General features: G+C 53.5%; 10 protein-coding genes and 1 riboswitch. Of the genes, 3 read left to right on the forward strand and 7 right to left on the reverse strand.

All coding sequences use genetic code 11. The features are described from left to right. Positions 1-391 precede the first annotated feature (391 nt). Positions 392-1120, reverse strand: coding sequence for a ThuA domain-containing protein (locus XYCOK13_RS21075; protein WP_213414224.1), 729 nt, complete (start codon positions 1118-1120; stop codon positions 392-394). Between the two features lie 321 nt (positions 1121-1441). Between XYCOK13_RS21075 and XYCOK13_RS21080 the strand changes: the two genes are divergently transcribed. Beyond that, on the forward strand, positions 1442-2011 hold the full coding sequence (locus XYCOK13_RS21080) for a DoxX family membrane protein (RefSeq protein ID WP_213414225.1): 570 nt from the start codon (positions 1442-1444) through the stop codon (positions 2009-2011). A 58-nt stretch (positions 2012-2069) separates the two neighbouring features. Here the strand turns inward: XYCOK13_RS21080 and XYCOK13_RS21085 are convergent, their stop codons facing one another. The 4 genes from XYCOK13_RS21085 to XYCOK13_RS21100 all read right to left on the reverse strand — a co-directional run bounded on the left by XYCOK13_RS21085 (position 2070) and on the right by XYCOK13_RS21100 (position 4502). Next, a complete protein-coding gene (locus tag XYCOK13_RS21085; protein WP_213414226.1) occupies positions 2070-2630 on the reverse strand; it encodes an RBBP9/YdeN family alpha/beta hydrolase in 561 nt (186 codons plus the stop codon). Between the two features lie 189 nt (positions 2631-2819). Next, complete coding sequence (locus XYCOK13_RS21090) at positions 2820-3089, reverse strand: hypothetical protein (RefSeq protein ID WP_213414227.1); 270 nt, start codon at positions 3087-3089, stop codon at positions 2820-2822. 31 nt (positions 3090-3120) lie between these two features. After that, a complete protein-coding gene (locus XYCOK13_RS21095) occupies positions 3121-4221 on the reverse strand; it encodes a response regulator (RefSeq protein ID WP_213414228.1) in 1101 nt (366 codons plus the stop codon). After that, a complete protein-coding gene (locus XYCOK13_RS21100; RefSeq protein ID WP_213414229.1) occupies positions 4215-4502 on the reverse strand; it encodes a hypothetical protein in 288 nt (95 codons plus the stop codon). The genes XYCOK13_RS21095 and XYCOK13_RS21100 overlap by 7 nt, the downstream gene beginning before the upstream one ends. A 487-nt stretch (positions 4503-4989) precedes the next feature. Here XYCOK13_RS21100 and XYCOK13_RS21105 point away from each other — a divergent pair, with 487 nt between their 5' ends. Continuing rightward, entirely contained in the window at positions 4990-5385 is a 396-nt protein-coding gene (locus XYCOK13_RS21105; protein WP_213414230.1) for a VOC family protein, read from the forward strand. Between the two features lie 165 nt (positions 5386-5550). On the opposite strand, the gene XYCOK13_RS21110 is transcribed toward XYCOK13_RS21105, so the two are convergent. Continuing rightward, positions 5551-9912, reverse strand: a complete 4362-nt coding sequence (locus XYCOK13_RS21110) for an S-layer homology domain-containing protein (protein WP_213414231.1) — start codon at positions 9910-9912, stop codon at positions 5551-5553. Between the two features lie 456 nt (positions 9913-10368). After that, positions 10369-10509, reverse strand: a complete 141-nt coding sequence (locus XYCOK13_RS21115; RefSeq protein WP_213414232.1) for a hypothetical protein — start codon at positions 10507-10509, stop codon at positions 10369-10371. 143 nt (positions 10510-10652) lie between these two features. Then, positions 10653-10745, forward strand: a riboswitch (cyclic di-GMP riboswitch). 76 nt (positions 10746-10821) lie between these two features. On the opposite strand from XYCOK13_RS21115, the gene XYCOK13_RS21120 reads away from it, so the two are divergent. Further along, a complete protein-coding gene (locus XYCOK13_RS21120; RefSeq protein WP_213414233.1) occupies positions 10822-12558 on the forward strand; it encodes a methyl-accepting chemotaxis protein in 1737 nt (578 codons plus the stop codon). Positions 12559-12650 lie beyond the last annotated feature (92 nt).

The raw sequence follows: 12650 nt of genomic DNA on the forward strand, positions 1-12650 counted from the left end.
TTAATTAGGGGGCTTGATAGGCAGGGGAGCAAATAGTGTCGCTCCGTTCCGTTAGCGGGAAAAAGCAGCTAAAAACTGGCCAATAGCGTCGCTCCCTTCCGTTAGCGTTCCATCTCATCCGTCGCCTCTAAGCGCAGCCGGATCTGAGCAGGAGTGTCGCTCAATTCCGTTAGCGAGTGCGGCATGACAAAAAAAAGGGCTGTTCCCGATCAGTGAAGACCTCGGGATCAGCCCTATCAATTGGAGCAGTTGTCAACGTGAGGATGGCTGCCAGTCGCAGATCCGTCATACGTGGAATCAGAGCCTTCCCGCTCGGACAGATCGCATGAGCTGCGCCCATGCCAATCCCCTGTGCGGAAGCAGCTTCCTCAGAGAACGTCTTGCGCTCCGCTTATTTCGGCTGAATCTGCTCCAGCGGCTTGTGGTTGCCGTAGTTCGGATACTCGCGCTCGACCGGCGCGGCCCACATGACCGCGTTGCGGATGACGCGCCGTACCTGCTCGTTGTAATAGGTTGGATACGTCTCGTGTCCCGGACGGAAGTAGAAGATTTTTCCCTGCCCGCGATGGAACGTGCAGCCGCTCCGAAAAACCTCGCCGCCCTCGAACCAGCTGACCATCAGCAGCTCATCCGGCGCCGGGATATCGAAGTGCTCCCCGTACATTTCCTCGGCATCGAGCTCGATATATTCGCCGACGCCTTCCACGATCGGATGACCGGGCGACACCACCCAAATCCGCTCCTTGTCATCCGCCTCCCGCCACTTCAGGTCGCAAGACGTGCCCATCAGCTTCTTGAACACTTTGGAGAAATGTCCGGAATGCAAGACGATCAGCCCCATTCCGCGCAGCACCCGATTATGCACGCGTTCCACAATGTCATCCTGCACCTCGTGATGTGCTTTATGCCCCCACCAGATTAAGACATCCGTTGTATTCAGCCGCTCCTCCGTCAAGCCGTGCTCCGGATCATCCAGTGTCGCATAGGCGATCTCCACCTGGTCGCCCAGGCCTTCCCCAATGGCAGCATGAATGCCGTTCGGATAGATCGCGCGTACCGTTGCATCTTCCTTTTCATGGCGGTATTCATTCCATATTGTAACCCGCAGCTTTCGATTCATGTTCATAGCCTCCACTTCCATTCAAGTCTCCCATTATCATGTCGTCAGAAGCGGCTGGAATATACATCCTTTCGCTTGCGAACTCATTATAGCACATGTATACCCTACGACTGGCCAGAGAAAGATAGAGGAATGGGATAAATTGTCTGTTGCCGTCTCCCTCATCGCTTCGCTCCTTGGAAAGATTCGGAACCGAAGTTGGTGAAAGTGTGAGAAAAGTCACACCATCCCCCAGCTCACTCTGCTATGATCACAGTAATCAGTTGCGAAGCGCCGGTATCCGCTGTGATGGATATCACGCATCATTAGGAGGAGATACAAATGAGCAAAATGAATCATGTCATCATTCCCGAAAATCCCGTTTCCCGATTTTTATTCTCCAGTACACAGGCTGCCTGGATTTGGCTGCTGGTACGGCTCTATGTAGGCTACGCCTGGCTTAACGCAGGCTGGCATAAAGTGACAAGCCCCGCTTGGACCGGAGACAATGCGGGCGCTGCTATTCAGGGCTTCGTCGGCGGGGCTCTGGCGAAAGCCGAAAGCGGAGGAGATGTCACTGGCTGGTATGCCAGCTTCCTGGAGAACGCTGTGCTCCCGAATGCCAAGCTGTTCAGCTACATGGTGGCCTTCGGAGAACTGCTCGTCGGATTGGGGCTGATCTTGGGGCTGTTGACAGGAATCGCCGCCTTTTTCGGGGGCGTGATGAACGTCAGCTTCCTGTTCGCAGGAACACTGAGCACGAACCCCATCCTGTTCGTGCTGGCCACTTGGCTCGTGCTGGCTTGGAAGAACGCAGGCTGGATCGGATTGGACCGCTGGGCGCTGCCGCTGTTAGGCACACCTTGGGGACGGGATGTCCAGCAGTCCAAATATCTTGCTGCAGACGAATAACAGACCGACATGCTCTTGGATTGTCGTTGAACCGGGAGCATGTCTTTTTTTATTTCGGTTAGCGCATCCTCTTCATATCATCCACCAGCTGAGCAAGCCCTGAGGAAAAGTAATGCTCCTCTCCGGGCAATGGCCGAAGCTGTGCATGCGGCAGCTTCCTGTGATAAGCCTGCATATGGGCAAACGAGACAATGCTGTCCTCACGGCTGTGATACAAATAAATGTGCGGAATTGGCGGAAGACAATCTGTGAAATCCTCTGCCAACTGGTAGTCCTCGCTCTGCCACTCCTCATCTGCCCCCCAATAGGGCGCAGCGATCAGAAACACTCCCGCAATCCGGCTGCGGCACTCGCCCTCCGCTATATGCTTCAAAATGACCGATCCGCCCAATGAGTGACCAACGAGCAGGACCTCCGTTCCCTCGCCTATCCGTTCGAGCTCCTGCGCCAAACGCGCTTGCCAAGCGCTGCACGATGGCGATGTCGGGTCGGGCATTGCCGGACAGCGAACCTGGAAATCCGCTCCAAGATTCCTGCTTATATGCGCCATCAGTCCGCTGCTTCCCTCGCCAGTCCCTTGAGCACCTGCACTATGCACGAATACAACTGTCTTCATCATGCACTCCCTCCTCCATGCGGGCGCGGTTCGGCTGCCCCGCTTTTTGCGCTATCGGCTTCTTACTTGACTATTGCCGACCTACGAGGATTGTAGCACATGGCGCGGGCGCATTTCTTCGAGATTGCGGAGGCACTACAGTGCTCGCGTTCATCCTACAGCATGATTCGCAAGTTTCGGACATGACGCACCTCATTCCGATGCGGACGCTTCATAGGCCGTCTGAAATTCCTTCTCCAGCTCCTTCAATGCTTCCGCCACGGTCAGCTCTTCCGTCAGCATGGCTTCCATATATGCAGGCGAGAGCTCGTCCATTCTCACAAGGACATCGTATGGCAGCTTACGAAGCGACTCCGCCATCACATTCGTCGTTTGCTCCAGCGCATAGAAAACCTGCAGTCCTGCATCCTGCTCGTCGGGCATTCTGGCCGGCAGGTCAATCGGGTTAAGCTGCGGCAGCAATCTGGCATAATCCGCGCTGCTGACATATTACCTATCTCATCTCCTGGACCAGCTTGATGATGGCAGAATCGGGCGAAGCGCCAAGCTCCCTTCGCAGCATCGACGACAATTGTTGGAAATACCGATCTGCATCGATTCTTCTGCCCAGCTTCACGAACAATTTGATCATCTCATAGTAGACATCTTCCCTGAGCGCATCCAATGCGACAATGGCATCGAAGTAGCGCAGCGCCGTTTCGGCCTTGCCTTCCGAGAGACAGTGCCGCGCGGCCGCATCCAATAAGCCAATAAACTCCTGCTCATAATTGTGCCCGGTCTCGCCCAGCCAACTGTAATCTCTGCCTTTGAGAAGCGGACCCGTATACAGAGCTTCCGCCTGATCAACAAGCGAGAGGTCTGCAAGACCTGCCAATCGAACGCGCCTGACGATGCTGTCGAATGTATAAGCATCGCAAGACAGGCCGTTTTTTTCAATACTGATTTCATTCCTGCTGACGCGCAGACACGATTGAGACTGGCTTTCGCCCAACGATTTGCGGATGTAATAAAGATTGGTATTCAAGTTGCGCAGCGCCTTGTCATACTCCAGCTTCGGCCACAGGGCGTCGATGACTTCTTCGCGGCTGACTGTACCCCTGCAAATCAAGAAAGCAAATAATTCTTCCGTTTTGGGACTTCTTAGTTTCAGCGGAGTTCGCAGCGTACCGCCCGAATACACTTTAAATCCATTAAACAACATTACCGAAATGTCAGGAGCTTGATCGGATATCCGTCGAATCCTCTTGATTTTGCTCAGCGTTTGACTCATCCGCGCTTCGTCCACGGGCTTCATTAAATAATCCAACGCGTTCAAGTTGAACGCCTGAACTGCATATTCGTCATGACCTGTCACGAATACGATGTTCGTCTCATCATTGCACGCGGTCAGCAAAGAGGAGAGCTTCATGCCGTTCACATCCGGCATGGAAATATCAAGAAACGCAACGTCAACCGGATTTTCCTGCACGTATGCGTAAGCCTCCTGAGGATGCTCAAAGGTCCGACACACATCCAGCCAATTGCAATCAGACAATAAGTGGACTAACCGCTTGATGGACCTTTTCTCATCATCCACAATAATCGCTCTTAGCAATTCGCTGCCTCCCTTCTGTTCACCGGAATGGCGAACGATCCGCATGTTCCCGAGCCGGGCGGACTTTCGAATTGAATGCCCGTTGCATGAAGAGACTTGAGGTGCTTGCGGATCTTCCACAACCCGCCACCGTCGGATGCCTGAACGATCCGTTCTATTTCTCTTTGATCGATATCGAACGAAGTGTATGAGGGACTATCCCCCGACACGCACTTATCCTTATCCAAAAACGTTCGACCGTCCTCAAGCTGCCTCTCTCTATTCAACAAAAATGCCGTCAAGCTGACGACACCGATGATCTCGAAACTCTTGAATATCTCTCTCGCCCCCGTCCATTCGAAGTTTGCCGAATGGGATTGCGTCTTGCTTCTGCCGGCCGTTTGAGCTTAGGGGAATAAAGAAAGGAACCCTGCAAGGTTCCCGCCCCCAAACCAAACTCATAGACCGATTTCGCCGCACTCTCCGTCATTGGCTGCCGATTTGTCTATTTCCTTTGTAGTATGATTCGACAAAATTCCTGATTTCCCTTCTGCTTCGCTCGTTGAAGGGTGTGAGCAGGTTCGCCGCAGGGCATCTTGATTTCGACCTCTACTCTTGACCCTATACGGGGCTGATGGTTCGGTTCAACTGGCTGCATACATCCTGCATTAAAACGGCGCCGCTTCTCCCCTTTGGGAAAGGTGAGCAATTCAGAAGAAATGTCGCGTCGTCCAAGATGGTAGAGTGAATAGCACAGAGTGATTCCATGGAGAGAGGATGTTGAAGAAGATGGGAGTATTGCGACCCTTCCTGCAATCGGAAGACGCCAGGACGCAAGCCGAATTTTATATAGAAGCGCTCGGCGGAGAACTGGTCTCTGTCATCACCTTCGGGCAAGCGACGGGGACAGATTTTTCGCATAAGGATAAAGTGATGCACCTTTGCGTGCATGTCGCCGGAGGCAACGCTATTTTCATGGCGGATTCGCTAGTGCCGTATACCCCAGACTCGGGTATTGCCCTTAACCTTACCTTCAAATCGGTAGAGGAAGCACGCGACGCCTTCACCAAGCTGGCTGTTGGCGGGCATATATCGGAATCGCTGGAATTGCAGCCATTCGGGATGTACTATGGCGAGCTCATTGATCGTTACGGAGTATCGTGGATGATCGCGGCAGAAGCATAACCATACGAGGCTGTCCGAAAAAAAACAGCAATTCACTGCGAACCATGAACAAAATAAAGCCCAAGAATGCCGGAAAACCAACATTCTTGGGCTTTTCCTTGCTTCCAACGCTCGCCAAGGAATTTTCTAGCGAGCCCCTCCCGCAAGGTTTCTCTGAATCATGCACTAAATCAATTCCGATATTTGCAGCAGCCGCTCTACGATGGCGGCAACCTCGGCTCTCGTAATGAATGCCTGAGGCGCAAGCCCGGTGTCGCTTCTGCCTGTTATGATCCCTGCTTGAACGTTGTCAGCTACAGCCTGGTACGCCCAGGAGGAGACTTGCGCAGCGTCTTCATACGAGTGGAGAACTGCGTCCGGAGACTGGTTCCCCGACTGTGCGCTCAAGCCTGTAAGCTTCATCGCATTGGCGATAATGACCATCGCTTGCTCGCGTGTAATGTTCTCATTCGGGAGGAAGGTGCCGTCCCCGATTCCCTGGATCAACTTGTACTCGTGTGCCGCACGGATCGCGCTGTTATGCCAGTCTGTTGCTTGGACATCTGCGAAAGGACTGTGTCCCTCTTGCAGTCTCAATCCGAGGCCGCGAACGATAATTGCCGCGAACTCGGCGCGAGTAATGTTCCGATTCGGGTCGAACAGCTCGCTGCTGACTCCGCTCACAACCATCCGCGATCCCATGTTATTGACCGCATTCTGGGCCCAATGGTTCTCTACATCCTTAAATCCCACCGGATTCCACACGACGGCGTACGTGCTATTGGTCAAGCTGTTGATGCGTGCATAATAGGTGCTGTCCCGGATCACAACCTGGGTTGGCACATGGCGAACCGTTCCATCCTGTTCGATTACCACACCTGTTGTAATGCGGTTCGGATCTACCCCTTCAGGCAACGCCAATTCGCGTTCCACATAGGCTTGGAATGCAGTCAATTCTACTTCGCGCCCGTTATATTCTGCGGTCACCTTGAAGTGAAGCGGCGGGGCAACCAGCGTAAATCCGCCCTTGTCCGCAGCTGCATCCACTGTGCGCAAGGTATCGGCGGTTGGCGAGCCTATCTCGATCTTCACCTTTATATCCTGCAACGACACATTCGCCCCCAGACGTTCAGAAAGCTCGTCTATGAGGATGAGCGCCGCCGGCAAGGTATAAGCTGCCTGCCCTGTGCGAATCTCGATTACCGCTTGCAGGTCTTCCATACTCTTAATCATTCGACCGTTCAACTCAGCTATCGCCACATCGCTGTCGGCCTCTATCGGCACCGTGATCACGGCGCCAGCGCCTTCGTCTTCAAGGCGTTGCCGAAGCTTGTCCTCGTCCAGTACAATCGTCGTTACACTCTGGCCATTTCTTTCACCTGTTGTGGCTGTGCCTGCATGCTCTTCCTTGCCATTAACGAGTACTATGACCTCTGCACGCGAAGGCGTGCCCGGTTCTGCAGGCTGAGGCGGCGTACCGCCACTGCTTCCCCCGCTGCTCTGCGGCCGGCGCGGCGTAGCGCTTGTGCGGTTCGAGACAGCAATCGTTGCTTGGTTTTCATCCAGCGCGTGTACGACGAACTGATACGTTCTGCCGTTATCCAACTGATCAACCTGATACGCATAGACTTGGCTTGTCACTGTCGTGGTCCAGTCATCGTTCGTATACACACTGTAGTAGACAGCATCCGTAACCGAACCCCAGCTCAAATTCACAGAGCGGTTCCCGGCCACAGCCGTCAGAGCAAAATCCCCTACAGGACGGACCGTCAGCACCGCCGATGCGCTGGTCAAGCTTCCCGCAGCATTGGAAACGACTACGGCATAACTTCCCGCATCGCTTGCCGCAACATTCTGCAACGTTAACTTCGACTTGTTCTCACCGGGCATGTCCACGCCGTCCTTCTGCCATTGATAATGCAAAGTCGGCGTCCCCGAAGCGACGACCTCGAATACAACGGTCGCTCCCTCTGTCACAGATTGACTTTGCGGCTGGGCTGCAATGGCTACCGGCTCCGTTGCCGAGCCGACGGTGAACAGCACCTCGATCGATTCGGCAATGCCGTAGTCCGCCGTGACCGTTACAGTAGCCGTATACGTACCGGCAGGCAAACCAGTCTTAGGCGTTATGGTAAAGCTCGTTTGTGCATGGCTGTTATCGAGCTTCACTGCTCCCAGAGCGCCAATCTCGAAATGTGCGGCACTTGCTCCGCTCACTTCCACATCTAGTTGATCGACCTCTCCATGCACGTGTTTGGTGATGGACACCTTCTGCGGCATGGCTGCATCGTATCCTTCAACCGCTATCGGGAATATAAGCGTGTCGGCCGGCGACAATCCGATCAACGTGAGGAAAGTATGCTGCTCATTCGTCGCATAGTGTTCCGCCGCCGTTCCGGAATGACCGATCAGGGTCAAGCTGGCGGACTCCGCCTGATTGTCGCTGAACGCGCCATCATTCAGCTCCACATCGCGGTTATAAAGGGTTACGACGGTTAACTGATTGTCAGCGAAGGCGTTCTCGCCAATCGTCTTGACACTCATCGGCAGCGTTACAGTCGTCAAGTCGTTGTTGCTGAAAGCTTCGCTTTCCAGAGTGACAACCCCGTCTGGAATCACTACACTGGTAAGCGCTTTGCCCTTGAATGCGCCATTTCCAATCCGCGTAACCGCTACGCCTTCGATTGATTCGGGAATGACGACATCCTTAGGCCCTCCCGTCAAGTAGCCGGTAATCGTCCCTGTGCTGGCATCGAATAGGAAAAAACTTTCCGGCTGCGGCGTCACCGCAGTTGAAGGTTCAGACGCATTCGAAGTCCCTACGGCATTCGTAGCCTCAACGGTGAACGTGTACGCTACTCCATTCGTCAATCCCTCTACCGTAATCGGACTTGAACTGCCCGTAGCCGTAATGTTGCCCGGACTCGATGTAACCGTGTAAGAAGTGATCGGGCTGCCGTTGGCAAACGGCGTATCGAAGCTGACTGTTGCCTCGGCGTTGCCCGGTGACGCGGCTACATTCGTTGGAGGCTCCGGTGCAAAGGCTAACGGTGTAATCGGAGTAGACGGCGCGGATGCCGCCGATGTGCCCATCACATTCGTGGCTGTGACGGTGAACGTATAATCGACGCCATACGTCAGCCCCGTAATCGTGATGGGACTGGCCGTGCCTGTATTCGTTATGCCTTCCGGCGAGGAAGTCACTGTGTACTGTGTGATCGGACTTCCCCCGTCATTAGGTGTATCGAACGCGACCGTCACACTGTTAAAACTTGGCGTCACCATCACATTCGTCGGCGCAGCCGGCGCGGACGGCATCCGCGCTACCCTGAGACGAAATTCGCTGGACCCTGTTCGTTCGACCCAAGCCGCGTACAATTGCCCGTCATAAGTGCCGAATTGGGGATAGCTTGCGGTCGAGCCGCTGGCAACATTCAGCCCCATATTCCGGTCCGCCAGCGCCCAAGTAGTCCCATCGTAGGCTTTCACCCGCAGCACCCCCCCTGCAATCCACCCTGCATACAGGCGATCATTGTGGACGATTAATCGGGGATGATCCGTCACTTCGGTATTGATATTCAAGCCGGAACTCACATCCTTCCAGCCGTCCCCATCATAGGCGTGCACGCGAATACGATTGGTGCTGGCTTCTTTCCAAATCACATGCAACTGATCGTTGAATACAGCCGCATGCGGAGTCAACGCATGCGAGGACGGGTTCTCCGTCCGTCCGCCCTCGTCAACAGATACCCAATTAGTGTTGCCCTCATATCTGCTGACTCGTACTTTGCTTACCCCTGACCCCATCTCCCGCCATACCGCGTGCAAGCTTCCTTGAAACTCAATCAGCGTTGGATTCAGGCCTGCATTTGAACTCAATCCTCCGTTAGGCGTGACGAGATTCCACTGCGGCGAATCGGCATCACCACTATATTTCTTCACATGAATATTGTTCGCTTCATACCAGATGGCATAGAGCTCATCATTATACACCATCAAATCGGGATCATTGGCTGTGTTCGTACTTACATTAAGCGTACCGCCGTCCACCGTCGTCCAATGTTCGCCGTCATATTGCCTAACCCTCGCTTGATAGTTAATCATCGTGTAGTTTTCATACCAGGAGGCGAAGAGCTTGCCGTCGTAAACTTCCAGAGATGGGAATACCGCTGAATTATTAGGCGACCCAGCTTCTGCATTGACGCAGCCAACCATGACACAGCCATCATCCCCTCCTTGGACAGATTCCCAATTGGTACCGTTATAACGCATCACGTGCATTTCCCTATAATTTCCATCATACAACTCTGACCAGATTAGATATAAATACCCGTTGTATTCGATAAGATCAGGTCGCACCATACTCCCCTGGCTCGTAGTTATGCCCTCTTCACCACTCACGTTGCTCCAGCCGCTAGCCGCATGCGCGGTATCCGCGATTACCAGTTGGGTCAAAAAAAGCACGCTGGCCAGCATGCCGATCAGTGCCCTTCTCCCCATTGCGGCCTTGTGTACCATTCTCCAATTAGCTCCATCATATTCCGCCAAATTAGTCATCCTCCATCTGTGTGGATTTGTCGAAGAATGTCGAAGTAGGTTGCAATCTATTATATATGCCTACGATCAACAAACGATCAACAAACGATCACTAAAGCGAAATGGCGAACGCCCGAGAAACATGCGCGGGCGCAGTTCTCGGGTCGAAGGGGGTCAGTTGGCATCTTTCGTGACCACTTATGCCCCCGCCACTGCCGATCGACCTTGCTGATGAGAGCGCCGCCGCTGACTTTATGTAACCTTAACGGACATAGATGACCGTCAGAGGGCGTATTGGCCTTTTTTTGAAATGCAACGGACACGAATGACCATTAGCGATGCACTAACCAGCAAAACCGGGTTTTTTGGGCCTCTAATGGACATATGCGGCCGCTAGAAAATCGAAGGAACGTTTTTTTCGCTCTAATGGACATATGCGGCCGCTACAGATTCAAACGACTGGTCCGGTCAACCTTTCTGCTCTTTCTGCTCTTTCTGCTCACCGCCGTTACTTTTTTCAAGCTCGGCTCTTGCCGCTATTCCAGCATATTGAGCAGGAACGTAGCAACGAGTATTCGCATATTGGGCTGGAAGCAACAAGGACTTCATGGCGCCCTCTCCTCCGCCAATCGCAACACCAGCGTGTGGAATCTTGTCGAAATTTGTATTGTAAAATAACTCGATTTCGTTTACACTAATGACAAAATTCGGATTGATCCATACAGCCAGGTTCTACGTAAAAACTCCATATTCTTCGATCAAGGCAAAGCTACGGAAACGTAGTGACGCAAAGCTACAGGGGCTACCGCAGCGTCATCATGCTGCCATGCCAGCCAGCTGCCGTTTGCTCAGGAAGTACACGCCAGTAGACGGGGTGTATTTTTTGTTTGAAAAAAGGTTATGACCAAGGGGGATGCATCCATGCTGTCCAAGTTCAATCATCTAAGAATCGGCACCAAGTTGTTCGGAGTACTTCTGCTGGCTACAGTCGCTCTTGTGGTTAGCAACGGCTTTCTCATGCAGTCGCTCAAGTCAACAGCGGAGGAATTGGAACAGGAATTGTACGACGAGCTTTACTATGCGACGCATTACTTATTGAATGCAGACCGCGACTTTTACCAGGCGGAACAAGCGTTCATGAGCATTCAGGCCAATGAGTCGGCTACTTCTGAACAACTGGCAGTCTGGACGTCAGACTTCCATGAAAACATCGTTCAAGTTACGGAGCGGATGAATCAGGCCAGGGACATCCTGACCGTGGTCGATGGGTTGCAGCCTGACCAGGTGCTCGCGCACTATGAGGATTTCTTCCGGCAATTCACCCATTGGCAGCAGGATGTCGAACAGTTCATCACCCATCAAACGGATGTGCCGGCGTCAGAACTGGAGCGCTTGAGGCACGAATTTAATCAGACTCGCCATGTGATCGATGTGCTGCAGCAGGATCTGGAGCACACCGCTGTCGCCAAGGTCCAAGCTCTGATCGAAGCGAATCAAAGACAGATGCTTCTGTCATGGGGGTTAATCACCTTATGCATCCTCATCGTCTTTATGCTGGGGTTCCTGCTTATCCGCCACATCACCAAGCCCGTAGCCAGACTTGTTCACCAGATGCAAGAAATTGCGGACGGCAGCTTGCAGCTGCATCTGGATGCTAAGGATACCCAGCGTCAGGATGAGGTTGGGCAGCTTGCAAGATCCAGCCATGCCATGGTGGCGTTCTTGCTCGACATCATGCAAAAGTTGAAGCAAATCTCAAGCCAGGTCGATCAGCAAAGCGCCGTCTTGACGCAAGCGGCCAGCGAAGTGCGCACCGGCTCGGAGCAAGTGTCTGCTACGATGCAGCAGTTGTCAGCAGGCGCGGAAGAACAGGCAAGCACCTCCGGGGACATCTCCAGCTTGATTGACCAGTTGAATAAGCAGATCGTGCTGTCCAACGAGGACGGCAGGGTGCTGGAAGCGCATGCGAAGAATGTGCATCAGGCTTCCGATCAAGGGAAGCAGGAGATGGCACGCTCGGTCGAGCTGTTTGAAGAAGTGGCCGCCTTAGTTGCAGATTCCACGGACAAGGTCAATCACTTGGAGCTGCGCATCGATGATATTTCCAAGCTGAGTGAGGTCATAAAGGGAATCGCGGAGCAAACCAATTTGCTGGCCTTAAACGCGGCGATTGAATCTGCCAGAGCCGGAGAAGCGGGCAAAGGATTCGCGGTAGTCGCCGCAGAGGTCAGAAAGCTCTCCGTGCAGGTGAATGCTTCCGTCGGAGAGATCGCGGAGATTATCCAGGGCATTCAGGCAGAGACGCGGAACATGGCGCATTCGATGGCGCAAGGACACGACAGAGTAGCAAGCGGCCAGCAGCAAATCCACATCTGCCGTGACCACTTCACTCACATTAACGCAGCCGTTGCCGCCATGACTGAACGCATTCAAAGCGTCACCAGCAATTTGGTTCAAATCGCTGCCAACAGCGAGAAGGTCAGTCTGGCCACAACCGAAATTGCAGCTGCTTCTGAAGAAGCCGCCGCAGGCATCGAGCAATGCGCCGCTACAGCACAGCAGCAAAGCTCCGCCACGCAGGAAGTGGCCAGCCACGCCTCGGTGTTGAAGGAGCGTTCCGGCGAATTGCACGATATCGTGAAGCAATTCCGCTATTAATGCAGGAGCTCTTGCGGCTCGTTCCATGATTAGTGGAGCGGACAGCCGGTAAGCGCACGCGCGCATAGGAAACAGAAAGCCGCCGATTTGCA

This window comes from Xylanibacillus composti, assembly GCF_018403685.1.
In the GTDB taxonomy this organism is placed as follows: domain Bacteria; phylum Bacillota; class Bacilli; order Paenibacillales; family K13; genus Xylanibacillus; species Xylanibacillus composti.

Coding starts and splice junctions, on each gene's coding strand:
- XYCOK13_RS21075 (WP_213414224.1), bottom strand. CDS start 1,120: ATGAATCGAAAGCTGCGGGTTACAATATGGAATGAATACCGCCATGAA.
- XYCOK13_RS21080 (WP_213414225.1), top strand. CDS start 1,442: ATGAGCAAAATGAATCATGTCATCATTCCCGAAAATCCCGTTTCCCGA.
- XYCOK13_RS21085 (WP_213414226.1), bottom strand. CDS start 2,630: ATGATGAAGACAGTTGTATTCGTGCATAGTGCAGGTGCTCAAGGGACT.
- XYCOK13_RS21105 (WP_213414230.1), top strand. CDS start 4,990: ATGGGAGTATTGCGACCCTTCCTGCAATCGGAAGACGCCAGGACGCAA.
- XYCOK13_RS21115 (WP_213414232.1), bottom strand. CDS start 10,509: ATGAAGTCCTTGTTGCTTCCAGCCCAATATGCGAATACTCGTTGCTAC.
- XYCOK13_RS21120 (WP_213414233.1), top strand. CDS start 10,822: ATGCTGTCCAAGTTCAATCATCTAAGAATCGGCACCAAGTTGTTCGGA.